The 19,881-nt window shown below is 43.0% G+C and carries 18 protein-coding genes and 3 pseudogenes; 4 read left to right on the top strand and 17 right to left on the bottom strand.

Going from position 1 to position 19,881, the window contains the following annotated elements; all coding sequences use genetic code 11:
* Positions 1-27: 27 nt before the first annotated feature.
* On the top strand, positions 28-1,092 hold the full coding sequence (locus tag G9G54_RS03160) for an HD-GYP domain-containing protein (RefSeq protein WP_165176017.1): 1,065 nt from the start codon (positions 28-30) through the stop codon (positions 1,090-1,092).
* A gap of 172 nt (positions 1,093-1,264) precedes the next feature.
* Here the strand turns inward: G9G54_RS03160 and G9G54_RS03165 are convergent, their stop codons facing one another.
* Positions 1,265-2,119 carry a manganese catalase family protein gene (locus G9G54_RS03165; RefSeq protein ID WP_165176019.1) on the bottom strand — a complete coding sequence of 285 codons (855 nt, stop codon included), beginning with the start codon at positions 2,117-2,119 and terminating at the stop codon, positions 1,265-1,267.
* Positions 2,120-2,324: 205 nt separating this feature from the next.
* On the opposite strand from G9G54_RS03165, the gene G9G54_RS03170 reads away from it, so the two are divergent.
* Complete coding sequence (locus G9G54_RS03170; RefSeq protein WP_165176021.1) at positions 2,325-3,164, top strand: manganese catalase family protein; 840 nt, start codon at positions 2,325-2,327, stop codon at positions 3,162-3,164.
* Between the two features lie 324 nt (positions 3,165-3,488).
* On the opposite strand, the gene G9G54_RS03175 is transcribed toward G9G54_RS03170, so the two are convergent.
* The 7 genes from G9G54_RS03175 to G9G54_RS03205 form a co-directional block, all read right to left on the bottom strand.
* Positions 3,489-3,851: a YmaF family protein gene (locus G9G54_RS03175; RefSeq protein ID WP_103048127.1), complete on the bottom strand. Its 363-nt coding sequence runs from the start codon at positions 3,849-3,851 to the stop codon at positions 3,489-3,491.
* A gap of 276 nt (positions 3,852-4,127) precedes the next feature.
* A complete protein-coding gene (gene sufB, locus G9G54_RS03180; RefSeq protein ID WP_013309556.1) occupies positions 4,128-5,525 on the bottom strand; it encodes a Fe-S cluster assembly protein SufB in 1,398 nt (465 codons plus the stop codon).
* Between the two features lie 30 nt (positions 5,526-5,555).
* Entirely contained in the window at positions 5,556-5,978 is a 423-nt protein-coding gene (sufU, locus tag G9G54_RS03185) for a Fe-S cluster assembly sulfur transfer protein SufU (RefSeq protein ID WP_013309555.1), read from the bottom strand.
* Positions 5,968-7,191, bottom strand: coding sequence for a cysteine desulfurase (locus tag G9G54_RS03190; protein WP_165176023.1), 1,224 nt, complete (start codon positions 7,189-7,191; stop codon positions 5,968-5,970). Before G9G54_RS03190 ends, sufU begins: the two co-directional genes overlap by 11 nt.
* Positions 7,188-8,492 carry a Fe-S cluster assembly protein SufD gene (sufD, locus tag G9G54_RS03195; protein WP_165176025.1) on the bottom strand — a complete coding sequence of 435 codons (1,305 nt, stop codon included), beginning with the start codon at positions 8,490-8,492 and terminating at the stop codon, positions 7,188-7,190. The genes G9G54_RS03190 and sufD overlap by 4 nt, the downstream gene beginning before the upstream one ends.
* Positions 8,493-8,515: 23 nt before the next feature.
* Positions 8,516-9,298, bottom strand: a complete 783-nt coding sequence (gene sufC, locus G9G54_RS03200; RefSeq protein WP_013309552.1) for a Fe-S cluster assembly ATPase SufC — start codon at positions 9,296-9,298, stop codon at positions 8,516-8,518.
* 453 nt (positions 9,299-9,751) lie between these two features.
* Positions 9,752-10,222 carry a Dps family protein gene (locus tag G9G54_RS03205; RefSeq protein WP_165176721.1) on the bottom strand — a complete coding sequence of 157 codons (471 nt, stop codon included), beginning with the start codon at positions 10,220-10,222 and terminating at the stop codon, positions 9,752-9,754.
* Positions 10,223-10,535: 313 nt separating this feature from the next.
* Here G9G54_RS03205 and mtnK point away from each other — a divergent pair, with 313 nt between their 5' ends.
* Together mtnK and mtnA are read left to right on the top strand one after the other, a co-directional pair.
* Positions 10,536-11,759, top strand: a complete 1,224-nt coding sequence (gene mtnK / locus G9G54_RS03210; RefSeq protein WP_165176027.1) for an S-methyl-5-thioribose kinase — start codon at positions 10,536-10,538, stop codon at positions 11,757-11,759.
* Positions 11,760-11,764: 5 nt separating this feature from the next.
* On the top strand, positions 11,765-12,874 hold the full coding sequence (mtnA, locus tag G9G54_RS03215) for an S-methyl-5-thioribose-1-phosphate isomerase (protein WP_165176029.1): 1,110 nt from the start codon (positions 11,765-11,767) through the stop codon (positions 12,872-12,874).
* Between the two features lie 151 nt (positions 12,875-13,025).
* Here mtnA and G9G54_RS03220 read toward each other — a convergent pair whose 3' ends face one another.
* The 9 genes and pseudogenes from G9G54_RS03220 to G9G54_RS25360 form a co-directional block, all read right to left on the bottom strand.
* Positions 13,026-13,328 carry a YunC family protein gene (locus tag G9G54_RS03220; protein WP_061831876.1) on the bottom strand — a complete coding sequence of 101 codons (303 nt, stop codon included), beginning with the start codon at positions 13,326-13,328 and terminating at the stop codon, positions 13,026-13,028.
* 193 nt (positions 13,329-13,521) lie between these two features.
* Positions 13,522-14,069 (bottom strand): annotated as a pseudogene (locus G9G54_RS03225) (RNA 2'-phosphotransferase).
* A 574-nt stretch (positions 14,070-14,643) separates the two neighbouring features.
* Positions 14,644-14,889: a hypothetical protein gene (locus G9G54_RS03230; protein WP_165175373.1), complete on the bottom strand. Its 246-nt coding sequence runs from the start codon at positions 14,887-14,889 to the stop codon at positions 14,644-14,646.
* 100 nt (positions 14,890-14,989) lie between these two features.
* Positions 14,990-15,895, bottom strand: coding sequence for a hypothetical protein (locus G9G54_RS03235; protein WP_238807683.1), 906 nt, complete (start codon positions 15,893-15,895; stop codon positions 14,990-14,992).
* A 592-nt stretch (positions 15,896-16,487) separates the two neighbouring features.
* A complete protein-coding gene (locus G9G54_RS03240) occupies positions 16,488-16,976 on the bottom strand; it encodes a hypothetical protein (RefSeq protein ID WP_165176031.1) in 489 nt (162 codons plus the stop codon).
* Positions 16,976-18,318: pseudogene (locus tag G9G54_RS03245) on the bottom strand (WXG100 family type VII secretion target). Before G9G54_RS03245 ends, G9G54_RS03240 begins: the two are co-directional and overlap by 1 nt.
* A 183-nt stretch (positions 18,319-18,501) precedes the next feature.
* Positions 18,502-19,047 carry an RNA 2'-phosphotransferase gene (locus tag G9G54_RS03250; protein ID WP_165176033.1) on the bottom strand — a complete coding sequence of 182 codons (546 nt, stop codon included), beginning with the start codon at positions 19,045-19,047 and terminating at the stop codon, positions 18,502-18,504.
* Between the two features lie 260 nt (positions 19,048-19,307).
* On the bottom strand, positions 19,308-19,670 hold the full coding sequence (locus G9G54_RS03255) for a hypothetical protein (RefSeq protein WP_238807783.1): 363 nt from the start codon (positions 19,668-19,670) through the stop codon (positions 19,308-19,310).
* Positions 19,625-19,794, bottom strand: a pseudogene (locus G9G54_RS25360) (IS3 family transposase); the annotation flags it as partial. The pseudogene G9G54_RS25360 and the gene G9G54_RS03255, both read right to left, overlap by 46 nt.
* Positions 19,795-19,881: the final 87 nt, after the last annotated feature.

Consider the following 19,881-nt stretch of genomic DNA (forward strand, 5'->3'; position numbering starts at 1 on the left):
AATTTACGACAATAAGGAGGTTAGCGCATGAGAGTACACGTTACCGATGCCAAGCCGGGAGATCGCCTCAAATCCGATACATACAATGGGCACGGTGTACCTGTCATGATTCAGGGCACCGAGCTACAGCATGACGATATTTCCAAACTCATTATGCACGGTGTCGATTATATCGATATTGATGCCGGTTCAGCGAGCATTCCGGTTGACTTTGCCCCCGATGTCCCAGCTTCCCCCGAGTCCCTCAAACGTGCGGTTCCTCTCATGGAGCAGACGATCAGTGGCTTTGAAAGCATGTTTCTCGAAGCCTCCTCAACTGGAAAATTTGATGAATATCGAGTGGATGAGCTGTTCGGCCCTCTCGTTTCAGAGCTGGCTCGTCAAAAAGATGTCGTATCTCTGCTATTAATTATGGAACGGGGAGATCACTATACCTATAATCATTCTCTCCAAGTAGGCGTACTGTCATATTACATTGCCACATGGCTTGGATATACGGAAGAAGTAGCATATGCCGCCGGTAAAGCTGGATACTTACATGATATAGGCAAGTCCATGATACCGGATGAAATTTTGAACAAACCGGATAAACTGACACCCGAAGAATTCCATGAGATGAAAAAACATTCGCTATATGGCTATGATATTATTCGCAATTCAACCAGCGATGAGATTTCTGCAATTGTCGCCCTGCAGCATCACGAGCGTGAAGATGGAAGTGGATATCCCCATGGACTGTTCAAGGAAGATATTCATCCTTTTGCCAGCATAACAGCTATTGCCGACGTGTATAGCGCGATGATTTCCAATCGTGTGTACCAGACGAAGCAGGAGCTGCTCACCGTATTACGTGAGCTGCACAGCATGAGTTTTGGACATCTAAACCCAGAAGCTACCCAAGTGTTCATCAGACACATGCTTCCTAATTTCATTAATAAGCAGGTTCTGCTGACTACAGGTCAGACAGGAACGATTATTCTAAATAATCCTGCTGATTACTTCAGACCCTTAGTGAGAATTAATGATGATGAATATGTAGATTTGTCTAGAGAACGCCATGTATCCATTGATGAGATTTATTTGGAATCCTGATCCACTACTACTGCCTCCCGGCGTTACTTCGGTAGAACGAAATGTTTTGCCGAAGCACAGGCTACGCGAATAAAAAGAGACTGTCCTTGATTCGTAGGTTCTTTACGAAGGACAGCCTCTTTTTATGTTACGGACATTAACCTAGCTACTATCCTTACTTATTTGTTTAAACCTAAGTGTTAAGATCATGCAGACCTGGGCTATGTTCATTAGGCAATTCAGGCATATACGGAAGAGGAAAACCTTCTGGAGGATCCACTACACTCAAATCCCCACCGTTTCTGCTTGGAGTTTGCCCATTGAATATTTCTCCAATACGGGTAGAATCCAATCGAAAATTAAACTGTGCATTGTGAAAGCCCATTTCAACATACTTCCGGCATTCTGGATACTTGTTAATATCGTAGTTTGGAACCGGGAACAATTTTCCCCAATCAACTCCAAGTGTCTCTAAAGCTTTAGCAAACGCATTTTGATGAGCATTATCCCGCACAATCAAAAAAGCCAACGTTTCCCGGAATGTTTTGTTCGAGCTCATTTCGTAAATTCGGGATTTTTGCAGAACCCCTGTAGATTCGAGTACGAGATTATCAAGCAAATCACTAATCAGATTGCCGTGGGAATAAACATAACTACCTAGCCAAGGATTTCCACTTGCATCAACAGGTAAGGAACTTTGAGCTCCCATAATAAAATGATGAGGATTTGCGTGTTTTATCGCCTCATCTAAAGGAGCATGATCAATTCCGGCATCGCCGGCTTGGTCTGCGCCTGAGCCAGTCAGAAGTTGATTTATAGTATGTTGGACCAGTTCAACATGACTAAGCTCCTCTAGAAAAACTCCCCGTATCAAGTCCCTATACTGCACAGCATTACCACGAAAATTATTACTTTGAAAGAAAAACTGCATCATGGTACGCATTTCTCCGAAGCGACCACCTAATACTTCTTGAATCACTTTAGCAGCAGCCGGGTCGGGCTTATCAGGTACTATTAAGTTAATTAAATCTTCTTTATAAAAATACAATGCAAAAATCCTCCTTGAACTCTTTATTTTAAAGTGAAACATATGCTTCCCTCTTTAATAATTTTTATACAAACCAAACAAACAGATAGTTAAATATAAAAACTCCTATCAGAATGTTGTTATGCTGATCCTCGTTTTATTACATCTTGAAAAGGTTAAATACAGTTAGAATTCACTAAGCTGCTTTACTATAGGAGGAGTAATTATGTTTAGACATCAAAAAGAGTTGCAGTTTGAAGTGAAAGTAGAGCGTCCTGATCCTCTTTTTGCCCGGCAGGTACAAGAAGTTTTGGGGGGGCAATTTGGAGAAATGACCGTGATGATGCAATATTTATTTCAAGGGTTTAACTGTCGCGGTGAGGAAAAATATAAAGATATGCTAATGGACATTGGAACTGAAGAAGTAGGGCATGTGGAGATGCTGTGTGCTCTAATTAGTCAACTACTTGATGGAGCTAAACCAGAAGATCAAGAACAAGCTGCAAAAGACCCTGTTACAGCTGCCATTATGGGGGGAATTAACCCGCAGCACTTGCTGGTCAGCGGTCTTGGCGGATTACCTAGTAATTCAAATGGAGTTCCATGGAACGGCTCTTATATTGTCGCAAGTGGCAACCTATTGGCGGATATGCGGTCCAATTTGCACGCAGAGAGTCAGGGTCGATTGCAGGTAGCAAGGCTATATCATATGACACAAGATGAAAGCGTCAGAGCTACACTACGGAAAATGCTAGCACGTGACCGCTATCACCAGTATCAATGGATGGCGGCAATCCAAGAATTAGAAGAAAAAAACGGTGTTGTGGTCCCGGCTTCTTTTCCTCCTGAAGCAGAGCAAGAGTCTCAGCCTGAAGCTTATGAGTTTTGGAATTTGTCTGAAGGCGAAGAATCTAGTGAAGGTTTATGGGCAACAGGAAGCGCACCGGATGGAAGCGGGAGCTATGTATACATCTCTAACCCTGTTGCCAAAGGTCAAATCTATAGTGCCAAAATACCAGCAACCGAATTACATCATGACTTAGACCATAAAACTTCAGATAAATAAACAAGTAGCAGACGAGCTGCCCAACATTAAAGATTGCTAATTGGTGACACTGACCATAAAAATGAAACAAAAAATATATACTTAAAATTCGAATAAGGCGGCTTATCATAAGGCATAAAATCATAGCCGGTCATTAATCAAGAAGTACAGAATCAATGTAAGACTAAAAAGCCCTGCCGACCATTTATGGTTAGCAGAGCTTTTTGATTTATTTCGAGTAATTTACACATCACCGAAAAATCGAAGACGATGCTCTCATTCTTTATGAGCAGATGTGTATAACAATCATTTGTGTTACCTCAGCTTCGGTCAAACCACCGTTCATTAAATAAGAGGTGCCTGAATCAATGTTGCAAAATTAAACTGGTGTACATGGCCATCATTTAATGTAGTTTGGCCCGTAACAAAATGTACGTGTTTTCCATTTCCGACTGGAATAGCTGGTCCTGTTCTAATTTTTTTCAGATTATGAAAGTGGTTCACGAAATCAGTTTTTGTAAGATCGATTTCATGGACATGACTTCTTCCAACTCGAATCGCTTGCCCAGTAACACCTGCAAAGCGGTGGTTATGTCGGTCTGCGCCTTCTTCAGCCAGTTTGGTACTACCTTCAAATTCATGTACATGCCTCTGTGCCTGTTTAGAAGAGAGGGTTTTCTTCTCCACTCCAGTTTTATTCTTCTGCATCGATGGTATGCCTCCTTATGTTTATGTCACTCATAACATCCTATTAAGCAAACATACATAAGTGCTAGGCAACTATCCGCAGTCCTGAGCATAATTTTTTTATGTAGTAGAAAGAAGGCTTATGGACTTAGGCATCACAGAAAAAATAAAAGAAGACGAACTTAAAAAGTTCGCCTTCTATACTAGAGAAAATCCGAGTCAGCATAAATCGGCACGACTCCGATCTAACAGCTTTAATTACCTCAAGTACCTTGTCACGCCAAGGATTACTGCGTTTTAACCGATGGAACCTTCCATTTCAAACTTGATCAAACGATTCATCTCTACCGCATATTCCATCGGCAGTTCTTTGGTGAACGGCTCAATAAAGCCCATAACGATCATTTGCGTTGCCTCTGCTTCAGTCAAACCACGGCTCATCAGATAGAACAGCTGATCTTCCGATACCTTGGAAACTGTTGCTTCGTGCTCAAGCGTGATGTCGTCATTCATAATTTCATTATAAGGAATAGTATCTGAAGTTGATTGATTATCCAAAATCAACGTATCACACTTGATATTTGATTTTGCACCTTGAGCCTGACGACCGAATGAAGCTAATCCGCGATACGTTACTTTACCGCCGTGCTTACTGATCGACTTGGATACAATTGTGGAGGTGGTGTCTGGTGCCAAGTGAATCATTTTCGCACCTGCATCCTGATGCTGGCCTTTGCCTGCAACAGCGATGGACAAGACCATACCTTTCGCTCCACGGCCTTTCAATACAACGGCTGGATACTTCATCGTCAACTTGGAACCGATGTTACCATCGACCCATTCCATCGTTGCATTCTCTTCAGCAACCGCACGTTTGGTTACCAGGTTATAGATGTTTGGTGCCCAGTTCTGGATCGTTGTATAACGAACACGTGCGTTCTTCTTACAAATAATTTCCACCACCGCACTATGCAGCGAGTTCGTGCTGTAAATTGGAGCCGTACAGCCTTCTACATAATGAACAAAGCTGTCTTCGTCAGCAATAATGAGCGTACGCTCGAATTGACCCATGTTTTCCGAGTTGATACGGAAGTAAGCCTGCAATGGAACTTCACATTTCACACCTTTTGGTACATAGATGAAGCTTCCGCCTGACCATACCGCACTATTCAGTGCTGCAAACTTATTGTCCGCAGGAGGTACAACTGTTGCAAAATACTCTTTCAGAATCTCAGGATGCTCACGCAACGCCGTATCGGTATCCATGAAAATAACGCCCTGATCTTCCAGTTCCTTTTGCATACTGTGGTAGACAACTTCCGATTCATACTGTGCGGATACACCAGCCAAAAACTTTTGCTCCGCCTCAGGAATACCCAATTTATCAAAGGTTTCTTTAATTTCCGTCGGAACTTCTTCCCATGTCTTCCCTTGTTTCTCGGAAGGTCTTACATAGTACTGGATATCGTTGAAATCCAGTTCATCCATATCTCCGCCCCAGTTTGGCATTGGCATTTTTTCAAACTGTTTCAGTGCTTTCAGACGGAACTCCAGCATCCATTCTGGCTCATCCTTAATTTTGGAGATTTCCTTTACAATTTCCGGAGTGAGACCCTTACCTGTTTGGAAAATGGACTTGTGCTCGTCACGAAAGCCATATTTATACTCTTCCATTTCCGGTGCTTTCTTGGCCATGTTTCTCAAACCTCCTCTGTTCTATTTAAATTATTTATCTTCATCAATCCCTTTGCGCAGCGCGTTCCAAGCCAGTGTTGCACATTTGATGCGGGCCGGGAACTTATTTACGCCTGACAAAGCTTCCAATTCTTCATAATCATCGAATTCGACGGCTTCTCCCTTCATTAAAGAAGAGAAGCGGCTCGCCATATCCAGTGCCTGATCAATCGTTTTTCCTTTGACCGCTTCTGTCATCATCGAAGCTGAGGACATACTAATCGAGCAGCCTTCGCCAGTAAAACGGGCATCTTCGACCACGCCGTCTTTCGTTTTGAGTTGAAGAGAAATCCGGTCACCACATGTAGGATTATTCAAATCCACCGTAACGGCATCGTCCTCAAAACGTCCGCGATTGCGCGGATTTTTATAATGATCCATAATCACGCGTCGGTACAAGTCATCAAGTTGCATCGCCAAAATACTCCTTTGTTTGGATTAAGGCGCTGACCAGAGCGTCGACTTCTTCTTCCGTGTTATAGAGATAAAAGCTAGCACGTGCAGTTGCACTGGCTTTCAGCCAGCGCATTAACGGCTGGCAGCAATGATGCCCCGCACGTATAGCTACCCCTTTGCTATCCAGTACAGTAGCTACATCATGCGGATGCACATCATCCAGGTTAAAGGTTACGAGCCCGACATGACGTTCTGCAGGTCCGTAAATCGTCAACCCCTCCACTTCACGGAGACGTTTGAGGGCATAGTTGGACAGACGGCTTTCATGCTGCGCAATGGCGTCCAGTCCGATGCTTTCCAGAAAATCAATGGCAGCTCCCAAGCCAACAGCTCCGGCGATAATCGGAGTTCCACCTTCGAATTTCCAAGGCAGCTCCTTCCATGTGGATTCATACAATCCCACATCGTCGATCATTTCCCCGCCGAACTCAATGGGCTCCATATCCTCCAGCAGCGCCTTCTTGCCGTACAGTGCTCCGATCCCAGTAGGAGCACACATTTTGTGACCCGAAAAGGCATAAAAGTCAGCATCGATGTCTTGCACGTCTACTTTCATATGTGGTGTGCTTTGTGCACCGTCTATAACGATGACTGCGCCTTTGCGATGGGCAATAGCTGCAATCTCTTTGACAGGGTTCACAACACCAAGCACATTGGAGACATGCGCAATCGCTACAATTTTCGTGTTTTCTGTAATGGTATTCTCCACATCAGCAAGATCAACGCTACCATCCTCTTGAAGTGGAATATATTTCAAAGTCGCGCCTGTGGCTTTGGCTACCTGTTGCCACGGAATCAGATTACTGTGATGCTCCATTTGTGTGATGACAATTTCATCACCTGCCTGGCAATTAGCCCTGCCATAGGAAGAAGCGACCAGATTCAGCGCCGTTGTTGTTCCTCTTGTAAAAATAATTTCCTGACTGCGCTTTGCATTCAGAAAGCGGGCTACCTTCTCCCGCGCACCTTCATAAGCATCCGTTGCGCGGCTACCCAAGGTATGCACACCACGGTGAACATTTGAATTATCATATTCGTAGTAGTGCTTGATCGCCTCGATGACCGCTAGCGGTTTTTGCGAAGTGGCCGCATTATCCAAATAAACCAGCGGATGACCGTTAATCTCCTGATGTAAAATCGGGAATTGTTCACGGATCAATGCAGTATTCATTGGCCTAACTTCCTTTCAACAAGGCTCTGCAGCTGATGTTGAAGTCCTTCAAGCGGAATTTCAGATACGACAGGTGCCAAGAAGCCATAAATAATCAGACGTTCAGCTTCTGCACGGCTAATCCCGCGGGACATCAAGTAATACACTTGTTCACGGTTTACCTGACCAACCGATGCTGCGTGACCTGCCGTTACATCATCTTCATCAATCAGCAGGATCGGGTTAGCGTCACCACGCGCTTTCGGGCTGAGCATCAGAACACGTTCCGTTTGCTGACCGTCTGCTTTGGTAGCACCTTTTTCAATTTTTGTAATTCCGTTAATGATGGAAGACGCTTCTTCACGCATTACTGCGCGCGTAATCATCTGACTGGCGGAATTTTTACCAAAATGCTGTGCTTGTGTCGTATAGTTCAGCTTTTGTGAGCCAGAACCTACAGCAATGATCTTGGCATCCGAATTGGAGCCATTACCTTTGAGCACAGACATGGTATTGCTTGCTGTATTACCATTGTTCATTTCGCCCACAATCCATTCGATAGCTGCGTCATTTCCCAACGTGGCACGACGAATCGAAATATCCGTTACTTGCTCTCCAAACTGATGGACTGTCGCATAACGTACTTTAGCTCCTGCATTTGCAACAACTTCTACCGCACCGTTATGAAGAACAGGTGCCGCCAAATCCGCAGATACATAGTTGTCTACGTACGTCACGGAACTGTGGCTTTCAACAATGAGCAGCACATGCGGTGCAAATGTTGCAGTCGCATCGTCCGTCAGGAATACAGCTTGAAGCGGAACGTTCAACTCTACATTTTTAGGCACATAAGCAAATACTCCACCGTTCCAGAGTGCTGCATGCAATGCAGACAATGAATTTTCTTCAGCCTTAATAACTGTGTTCAGATGAGCTTTAACCAAATCAGCATGCTCTTTAACCGCTGTTTGTAAATCCGTGAAAATGACGCCTTGCGCCGCCAATTCCTCGCTCAGCTTCACATATACCGCGCCGGAGTTGCGCTGAATAATCAGACCGCCCTCCTGTTGCTCTTTGACCAGATCAGCAATGGCTGCAGGAACCTGCCCTATCGATGCAATGACCTCGCTCTGTTTATGTTGACCGTAATCGTTTAATTTCCAACGTTCGATTTTTGTTTTTTCAAATACCGGAAGCTCCAGTTTGCCTGCAAGCTCAAGTGCTTTTTGTCTGTCTTCGGCCAGCCAAGATGGTTCGCCGTTACGTTCGGACAGAACACGCAGTTGCTCGGAATCTACCGGAAGGATTGTTTGTGTAGTCATTAGTTTTCCTCCTCGCTTCCGGCTTACGCCTCTTGTCCTACAGTTTCATCAACGATACCAAGCTCTTCCTTGATCCAGTCGTAACCGTCTGCTTCCAGACGCTCAGCAAGCTCAGGACCACCGGATTTAACGATACGTCCTTGCATCATCACATGTACATAATCTGGTTTAACGTAGTTTAACAGACGTTGATAGTGAGTAATGATAAGGAAGCCACGCTCCTCGGAACGCATAGCGTTGACACCGCTAGCCACGATTCTCAAAGCATCGATATCCAGACCGGAGTCGATTTCATCAAGAATGACAATTTTCGGATCAATCATCATCATTTGCAAAATTTCATTCCGTTTTTTCTCACCACCAGAGAAGCCTTCGTTCAGGTAACGGTGAGCAAACTCTGGGTTCATTTCAAGCTCCTTCATTTTGCTTTCCATTTGACGGATAAACTTGATCAGGGAAATCTCTTGTCCTTCTTCACGACGTGCGTTGATTGCACTACGCAAAAAGTCGGAGTTCGTTACCCCTGCAATTTCACTCGGATACTGCATGGCCAGGAACAATCCCGCACGTGCACGCTCATCCACTTCCATGTCCAGCACGTCTTCTCCATCCAAAGTTACTTTGCCATCTGTGACTTCATATTTAGGATGACCCATCAAAGCAGACGCCAATGTACTTTTACCCGTTCCGTTAGGACCCATGATGGCATGGATTTCTCCGCCCTTCATTTCGAGGTTAATACCTTTCAAAATTTCCTTGCCTTCAATGGTCGCTTTGAGACCTTCAATCTTAAAGTTTGTAGCCATATTCGCAATACCCTCCAAAAATTGTAGTGTGGTGTCGAAATCAGAAAGTATATTTAAACAGGGGAGCCCCCTGATTTCAAGCAAACATAATATTTAAAAATTTATTTATAATCATTCTAAACTGATTCTCAATGATTCTCAAGTTATTTTATAATAAATATCTTGGAGGGTGCAACCAACAGACACACGTTATCCAACTTTCTTCATAAAATGTTCACCCTACCAAGCACACAAATGGCAAAATATATCCTACGAATGGCCATATTACTATAAATTTGTACTAAAAACATGAGGTGAATGATCTCTTTTTAGCCATAAAAACGCTACTGACAGCATGACGTCAGTAGCGTTTTACATGTAAAGGGTTTATTTTCAGAACGCAAATCGATCTCTATGGATGTGGAATCAAATTCCCAGAACTAAGCATTGGGCGATTAGCGAAATCCTGCTGAGTTAGCCCAGATAAGAGCGAAGCATCCACATATGTTTCTCCAGATCCGCTTTATAACCGATCAGCAAATCTGCAGTAGGCTGGTCGGAATTGCTTTCTGCCAGTTCAATACCTTCCTGAAACTCCTCGCATATAGTCGCAAAATCCTCGATCAGGGTTTGCACCATTTTCGGAGCATCTTCATTGCCATTTGCCTCGTGAATCGAGGACAGCTCCAGATATTCCTTCAACGTTGCGGAAGGAGAACCTTTCAACGCAAGCAGGCGCTCGGCGATCTCGTCCATTTTCAATGTCACTTCATTATATAACTCTTCAAATTTAACATGGAGTGTGTAAAAACTGGAGCCTTTCACATACCAGTGATAGTTATGAATTTTTACATATAACACATTGAGGTTAGCGACTTGACGGTTTAAAAGTTCCTCCACCGACTTTGTTTGCGTATTTTTCGAGTTACTTGTTGTTTTAGCCATCATAAATCCCTTCCTTTTTCATCAAATTGATTTTCAGGAACGTTTACGTATCCATCACCGTCATTACTGACGGTAAGACGCCAGCGGGCATCCTAATATCACCTGCCGGACGTCTGTTTCATATTTACCCTTACTATACGGAGTCGAAACAAAAAGAAGAGTACTCCTTTCTTCCTCTTTCAATCCCCATAAAAAAAATGTACAAAACTTCAATGTTTTTCGTTATACTTTCTCTATCCTATCAAAATACTTGGTTTAATCTTGTGATATTTTTTAACTATTTACATGCGCACAATTTATGGAGGTGACTTCGTTGTCCCAATATCATCCTTTAACGACCGAAGAAGCAATCGAATTCGTGAAGAACATCCCCGGATTTTTTAGTCAGGATGCCCGTCTGGAATGCCGAGAAATCGGTGATGGTAACCTAAATCTGGTTTTTCACATTACGGATTCTAAATCTAACAAGAGTATCATTGCCAAGCAGGCACTTCCCTATGTAAAAATTGTGGGTGAATCCTGGCCGCTTTCACTGGATCGTGCCCGTATTGAACGCGAGGCACTTCAGCAGGAACACCATATTTGCCCCGAATTGGTTCCTGCGGTACTGGCGTATGACGATGAGCTTGCGTTGACCGTGATGGAGGATCTTAGCTCACACACCATCATGCGCAAGGGACTAATAGAAGGAAACACCTATCCATATTTCGCTAATCATATTGGGGAGTTTCTGGCACGCACGCTCTTCTTCACCTCAGATTTGGGCATGAATCAGCAGGACAAAAAAGATCTGGTTAAACGCTTTATCAACCCAGATCTCTGCAAAATAACTGAAGATCTGATTCTGGATGAACCGTATCGGTTCTCAGATAATAACAACTATGGTGCCTACATCGAAGACGAAGCAGAGGCGCTACGTACAGATCAAGTGCTTCACTTGGAAGTGGCTTTGCTGCGAGAAAAGTTTTTGACACGAACCGAAGCGCTTCTGCACGGTGACCTTCATACTGGCAGCATTTTCGTAACGACCGAATCGACTAAAGTCATTGATCCTGAATTTGCCTACTACGGCCCCATGGGCTTTGACATCGGAGCGGTGATCGCCAATCTGCTGTTGAACTACGCAGCTCAGCCCGGATGGACCTCTGGCGAGAAAGCTCTAAAGGAAAGACGTGACTGGCTTCTGGAGACTGCCATTCAGGTATGGGAGCAGTTTGAGGGTAGGTTCCGTAAACTGTGGGACGAGCATGTCACCGATCATATGGCACGTACAGCGGGATATCAGGACTTGTATCTCCAGAAAGTACTGCAAGATACGATTGGTTTTGCAGGGTGCAAAGTGATTCGCCGTATCATCAGCCTGTCGCATGTGGCAGATATCGACACCATTGCCGATCCTGCTATCAAGGAAGCTGCGGAACGTCTGGCGTTATCTATCGGTAAATCCTTGGTTCTTCGCAATCGCGAGCTTCATTCGATTCGGGAACTGGGAGACATTGTTCGGACAGCAACAGCTGCCCAAACTAAAGGAGCTTAATGAATATGAGTGAAAAAAAAGATCCGGCACCCGTAACCTCCGGGAAAGCTGCAGTGTACAGGCAGGCTCTATCTTCGCTGGTGTGGAAAGGCAACTGCTTGTCCATGTTGGATCAACGTTTGCTGCCCGAAACGATTGTCATGCTGGATTTATTCACGGCCGAGGAAGTATGGGACGGCATCCATGCCATGAAGGTACGCGGTGCGCCTGCCATCGGGATGGCTGCGGCCTACGGCGTTGTGCTAGGAGCTACCGCCTACGACGGCACCGACGTTGCTGGGTGGCTGGAGCATGTACATGCCGTGTGCGAACATTTGGCTACTTCACGGCCGACAGCCGTGAACCTCTTCTGGGCTCTGGACCGCATGAAGAAGCGGGCCGGGGAACTCATCGTTGAAGCTGCCGGAGGCCAGGTCGAAGACTGGAATGCCGGGCTGGAGCGTGAAGCCATAGCCATTCAGGCAGAGGATGAAGAAGTATGTCGCCAGATCGGCATCCATGCTTTACCTCTGTTCGAGGACGGGATGGGCGTACTCACTCACTGCAATGCAGGCGGATTGGCGACAGCCAAATACGGAACAGCGCTCGCGCCGATGTACCTAGCGCAAGAGAATGGCATCCACCTCAAAGTATTTGCCGACGAAACCCGCCCCGTGCTGCAAGGTGCGCGCCTGACCGCTTTCGAGCTTCAGCAGGCAGGCATTGATGTCACCCTGCTCTGTGACAATATGGCGGGCATGGTGATGTCCAAAGGATGGGTACAGGCCGTTATTGTCGGCACAGATAGAGTCGCTGCTAATGGCGATGTGGCCAACAAAATCGGCACCTACAGTCTAGCTGTGCTAGCGAAGGCGCATGGCATTCCTTTTTATGTCGCTTCCCCACTATCTACCATTGATTTGCAGACCGCAACAGGCGCAGATATTCCGATCGAGGAGCGTTCTGCGGAGGAAGTTACTGAAAGCTTTGGTAAAAGGACCGCCCCGCAGGGCATCAAAGTCTACAACCCAGCTTTCGATGTTACACCTCATGAGTACATTACCGCCATCATTACCGAAAAAGGAATTGTACAAGCACCCTTTAGCGAGAGTCTGACCAATTTGTTTGCCGAATAATTGTTCTTGCAGGTTATATAGTTCGTATATAAGTCAAATGATTCTACTCGATAGAATAAAACTTTTTATAGAAAAAAACCGGAGCCAAAAAGTCCGGTTTTTTTCGTTTCTTGTTCCTCTACTTTTATACAACATGTGCACATAGGCTTCATTACACCAGTTTCAATAATGCTTCGTAGCCTGGCATCCCCGGCTTAATCCCCAGCTGCTCCGCTTCTGTCGTCACCGATTCCATCGGCGCTTCCAACAATTCTTTCAGCGTTTTTACCCCCACAGCTCGTGCGGCAAGAATTTTCCGATCCGCCAGCCGCTCATTGAGCAGTCCAACATCCAGTGCACCACACATGATGTAACCACGGGAGTTGGAGATAGTCAGCAGCGTTGTTTTAGGCAGTTTGACCTCGACTCCGATAAATGTATGCTCACCCACTTGTACGGGTTCCATGTGTATCATGGTTATTACATGCACCTCCTCTTTGTTTACCCGGGATATTTTATGCGGCATTTGCGGGTAAGTGTGGACGCTCGTGGATACGTTCAAAATATAGGAGGATTATTTATGTATAGCAAAACATGCTATATCAAAAAGACTAGACGAATCATTCCATCTAGTCCCTTTATCATCGTTAATGTTCTAGGTTTACACTTTATTCAAGCTTCTTTAAGTACTGTGGGGATATAAGGTCGGCAAGCCAAACACCATGATTGGCTTTATAAAACTTTACTTGATTGGCTAATGCCTTTTCTGTGTCTACTTCGAGGATCACTAGTTCCCCACGTCTTTTGCCTGCTAAAATTGCAAACTCAAGGGATTCCGACAGATGTACATACTTTCTACCCATTGGCTTAATTCCTTCATTGAAAATATTATGGATTACCTTTGTGTTTGTACCATGATAGAGAATGGTTGGTGGAGTAGCCTCCTTATAATCTAACCTGTCTGTACTGTGACCATAATTAGCTCTTATGTACCCATTAACAATCTCATATCTTTGCTTTGAACAATAGTTTACTACTTGCTTGATACCCAACTCACTAACATCGGCCCATCTATTCTCTGATCTTATCCCTTGAATCAGGTCTTGAATGTAACAATAACCCTCATGGTCTAGCTCAAACCAAACTGTTCTGGTGTATATCTCAGAATCTTACTCATAAACTTACTGAGGCTCTCTTCTTGTTTTGGTGTTAATATTGTATACTCCTTTAATAAAATATTTGTCTATCTATAATAACCTATCCGATGATTCATAGCGCCTTGTGAAGTAAAGCCCCAAACCTCCGATAAGGAAAGATGTAGCTCCAATTAAAAAAACCTCTTAGACTGTATCTGTTATAAGCCTCCAATATTTTTGCAAGTCCCAGCCCACAATGAAAATAACCGAAAATACCTCTTATCAAATCCATGATAAAAAATTTCTGATTCTTAAATCCCTCCTCTCTAATAGTTGTCCGATGAAAATAAAGATTTAGACTGGATTTGTTGGTCCTAAGCTGATTCTGAATTGCTAAATCGTCAGACTTGGAATAATAAGTTTTAGACTGACCCAAATATAAAACTAGCGGCAGTCAAGGACCTGAAAATAAAGTCCTAGACTGCCGCTGGTTTATTGAACTAACGTTCTCTGTTAGCGTAACAAGTGGTGCAAAATTATTTCATGCGATAAGACTGGCTGTTTTGATAAAGTTTATTTGATATAAGATGAGGTTCTTGTCATCCGCCGTACCGATCCAGCAGTCGCGCTGCCACGCCTCGAAGGACTTGCCACTTATACTCTGCAGCGGCTTGCCACTGGGGAGCGAGAACATGCCATCCCCGTTGATAACCACAACCCTTTCGGTCCTGCCGATCGGCTGCCGTCAGTAAGAAACGCCCAGGCGATAATTTCTCCCTGAATCGCTAGGCTTCCAATCGCCTTAAATCGTTCTACCTCTATGGTTTTGCCGAAATAATCGGCTGGATCAACGTCTTCCATCAGTCCCCATTCGACCATATCTGGCGTACGGGTCAGCAATTTCCGATGCGACTGTCGAGAATCCTCTCTATCGCTGGATATTCCTCGAATCTTCGTTCGATGAAATGTTGAATAATCGCCCTTTAAAGGGGCGGTTTTCTTAGGCTTGCATAAATGCTTCTAACGGTTCCAGAGTCGCGAACGTCTTCTTCGCATCCTTCTTCCGTTGCTCATCATAGAGTTTGGTCAACTCTTCGAATGATTTAGCTTTAATCTTCGTATAACTCGATTTGGTGTATCTGATTATGTACGTCTTTACCCCTTCCTCTTCACTCCACTCGTAAACGACATCATATTTGTCCCTCAAATTCTTTAAATGAAGTGACCGGCGCAACACTGCAAAGTGTTCTTTAATGGCTTCATCACATTCCTCCATAATCTTCTCGTATGTGCAGCCAACTCGCATCAGAATCTCCAATGCCCGTTCATCGCCGTATCTCGCGAGAAATTCCTTCAACGAAACCAGCGCATATAGCATTATTTGTTCCTTGTCATTTGGATTCCTGTATTCATAACAGCCTACAACCAAATTGCGGTCGGTCATTTCCTCCTTACTGAATTGCATATTAAACAAATACTCGAGTGTCTTTTGCTTCATAACGGTTTCCAACATCTGTTCTTTATCAATCCTGATGCCCGTTGTCACCCACGGAAACGGTAGTTGGCCGTTACTTTCACGCGGTATGCTACCCCTAAGATTCAAAATCGGCAGACCCGTAGCCATTGCGTACGACCTGTTATATCCGTCGCCCGCGAATATTTCCTGTTCTTCTTGCATGTGTCCTGCCCCTCCTTTTAGTACCAAGTTCCATTCGGCGCGTAGTGCCACCAGTTGTCTACGAAGTGAATCTCCGCTCGATTTCAGCGAATTGCGATCCAAATTATCTTCCGCACTTTCCAGTAATTTCTTGGTTAAGCTATAGTTCTCCGTTCGTATTATGAGCTGTGACCTACGCTTATGGGCTTTGCCACTCCACTTTCGCTCTTCCAGTCCCGCTCTGTCCATTGTCAGGCAACACTTTTATTTCCATCTCTCCAGGCACTTCATGAATCTCCGTTACAATCGGCTAGACGAACCGAGGAATAAGATCCTATAGTAAACTATTGCATATCCATAAAACTACCACTTTTTTGTGTTGGTCTCCTATTAGTTCATCACCGCTGCTTTTCATTAACCCGCGAAGATACTTCTGGGATAAATTGTATCATATGAGAACCATAAGTCCATCTAATGGTTGCGTTATCCTTCCCATTGGCTAATGCCGGCTGCCAGTCTACAACTTTATTTTTCACGGTCTAATGCTTTGTTTTTCAGTCTAACACTTTATTTTCACAGAACAATAGTCTCATTAGACTATTTTGTTCTTCCCATAATTTTAAGAATGTATCATAGTTCATAACATTCACGCACCTTCCGTATACTTTACCCATATCGCTAAGTTAGTAGCCTGATTGAAGACTCTCCTGTTTAAACCCGCCTCTTAATTCTTAGGTGCATGCAAATTATCTTCTTTATCAGATAAATTACTATGAAAAAAGCTTGCTCCCATTTTATTGTTAAAGGAGCAAGCTTATAGATATTCATTAATCGTTGTGAATTATATTGATTTAGGATTTTTATAGCACCAGTTTGGATCATAGGACAGAGATCTGAACTTCTGCATATCTTCCCAACTGTAAACCCAATCATAATCAGGAATCCAAAAATAGTCAGTAGGATTTAGCTTGAGATATTCATATATAAATCGAAAAATTAGCTCTTCAACACCATAAACATCTTCAATACATCCTACTTGATACAAGGACAAGCTTGAATCTAATCCACTAATATCTTCATCATGCTCATAATTAATTTCGTAATTATCAATTCCGTCAATATAGAATATAAACTGCTGGTTATTTTCAGCACCCAGTGGGTTATAAGATATATTTAGAGTTGTTGAAAAAAACTGTTCGTTCTTATATTTTTTATCATTGTCAAAATATAATTCAGCATCTGCATGAAAGGCAGCTACGATTGCATCTCCCAGTAATTTCTCAGGTGTATATTTTTCTCGTTCTATTAAAATAAAAGCCGAACTTCCCATCACTTAACCACCTTTCTTAATTCCTCTAAGGAATTTACAACAGTTACTCCTAGCTTCTTGATATTATCTAATTTTACTATATTACTTTGAGATAGATTGCCCAAAGGCTTATCGATATAAAGTATAACTTTCTTCTGTTCTGGATTAAAATAAAGCTTATCAGTCGTAATTGTCATTTTCTCAAGTTGTCCTTCTTTAACTGCTTTGATTGAAGCCTTAACCTCAATTAATTCATTTTTTGTAACTACATCTAAATCATCTGCAAATTGACCATCTTTCTTTAAAATTTTTTGTCCAAAACCAGTGACTTCCCGTTCTTCTTTTAAAAAGCCAGCTACTTTTGCTTCAGTTGCCTTTCCAACATCTGAGCTATTCATAAAGTTCTCAATATCCCGGTTAATATTTTTGGGATGTTGATCAACCCATGTCAATTCATTGCCAGCAGGGTTTTTATATTTCGTCTTATTTCCTTCCTTAATTATACTCCCTATATTATTATTGTGAGTTCCCTCGATTACATGTGGAGCCTTTTCTGCCTTAGCTCCCGAAGATGGAGTAGAATTAGATGAACCTCCACCTTCTCCCTTCATCATCTGCCACAATTCCGCTGAGCTTTTTCCTATTCCGCTTGCGCCTTTAACTGCGGTTGTACCTCCATGTGCCGCTAAAGCTGCTGAGCCAATCAATCCAGGTATTCCGATAATACTACTAACTCCCGTGGATGAAACAGCAACTGATAATCCTTCTCCACCTATTCCAGCTACTATCTCACCAGCCCCCTGCAATGTCGTAGCTACGTGACCGAGAATTTCACCTACTTTAGCTCCATTGGATGATCATAGTCACGGTCTTTGTCAGGCAGCATCCCCAAGGTTAAATCTTCCTGAATAGCACCTTTCGCTCCCTGAGCAGTATCCCACAAAATTTCCCCTTGAAGCTTACTAGCTTCCATCTGAGCTTCGGCTTTTGTGATCTCAGCTTTACCGATCTGTTCAAAGATTTTATGTAACCAACCTTCACCGCTTGATGCCGTTTTAACAGGCACACCATTCCCCGGCATATCCAGTACGACTTTTTCTCCATCTACCTGTGTGAAGTTTTTTGAAATAAAAATGAGTTCTTGTGCAACCGTAGAAAGTCGTTCAAGCGTCACGCCCATGGATTGTCTAGAGACCTGAAAATCTTGAAAAAACCTCTCTCGGGTAGCACCAGACCAACCTTGTTGGACAAAATCAATTCTTCCATTCAGTAAATTCAACATACGTTCCATTTCGTGTTTACCATGCAAGAACTGGTCAGCCACTTCCATTAGCTTGTCAGGTGGAACCAATATTCTCCCCAATTGATCACGTCCATTTTAATTTAGATGGAAATCATCTTATCAGAAGGAGATGTTTAGGGATATCCACCTGTTATCCTGAAATTTCCTTTTATACTATGTGACAAATGGACTGATATAAACGGATTTACTATGTCAAAAGTATTGTATAAATGCCTCTTTTTAATATAAACGAAAATATCAGTGTTAAATTTTTTTAAAATATTGTGGGGGCACAAAATTGGCAAGCCAAACACCATTGTTAGCGATATAGAACTTCACATTATTAGCCATCGATTTTACTGTATCGATTTCAAGAATGACTAATTCACCACGTCTCTTACCTGCCAATGTTGCAAATTCAAGTGTCTCAGATAGATGAACATACTTTCTCCCCATGGGTTTAATACCCTCGGTAATAATTTTATCAACTACTTTGCTATTTGTTCCGTGATAAAGAGTAGTTGGTGGAGTAGATTCTTTATAATCTAATCTTCCTGTACTGTGCCCGTAGTTAGCTCGTATGTATCCATTTACCATGTAGTATCGCTTCTTTGGACAATTAGTTACGACTTGATCAATTCCTTCTTCTCCTATATCCGACCATCTATTCTCTGATTTAATTGCTGAAATTAAGTCTTGCACGTGGCAATAACCTTCATGATCCAACTTAATTCCAAACTGTTCTGGTGTATGCCTAAGAATTTTACTCATAAATTTACTAAGGCTCTCTTCTTGTTTTGGTGATAACATCATATACTCCTTGTAATGAAATATTTGTTTTATCTATAGTAACCAATCTGATGATTCATAGCGTCTTGTGAAGTAAAGCACCAATCCCCCGATAAGGAAAAATATAGCTCCAATTAAAAGCCTCTTAGACTATATCTGTTATAAGCCTTCAATATTGAACACTTGTCCGCGCATTAAATGAATAACACTTCAACAATACCTTTCCATTCTAAGCCTAAATTAAAAAGACAACAGGTGATACCTGCTGCCTTTACTCACCATTATTCAGCTTCCGTCAACATTTTTAAAATGCCAGTAAATGGGCCGTTAATCGACATAATATCTCCATTAACTTGCTTGCTAAATTGAGACTCCGTAAGTTTATCTTTTCCTGCTGTGTGATTCTTAATGAATTTTATAAGGTCTGCTTTCTGACTTGCAATATCCTTTAATGCTTGTTCGCTTTCTTTTTTGTAATTTTTAACTATTTTATTTAGTTCCACCTTAGCCACGCCGAGCTGCTTCTTTAATTTATCACAATCAGCCTTGGCTTGAGCTATTACCGCTTTACTTGACTTATTTTTCACTTCGTTTTTAGCTGCTCCAGACGATGCACTTCGCCTTTTCGATACCACCTCATCCATGTTTTTAGCTGTGTCTTATTCCGTATCCCAATTGCTCCATAACCTCTCTTACTGGAACTCCTGCCAATCTCATTTCAATAGCTTTCATCTTTATTTCTAAGGGGTAACTCACTCTCGTTGCCAACGTAAAAACACCTCCAAGGTTATCTCCATATCTTACGACATGGCTCGATTCTCTTGAAGGTGTTTTGATTTGTCTCACGTTATGGGG

The sequence above is a fragment of the Paenibacillus sp. EKM212P genome, from assembly GCF_011066115.1.
Classification (GTDB): domain Bacteria; phylum Bacillota; class Bacilli; order Paenibacillales; family Paenibacillaceae; genus Paenibacillus; species Paenibacillus polymyxa_B.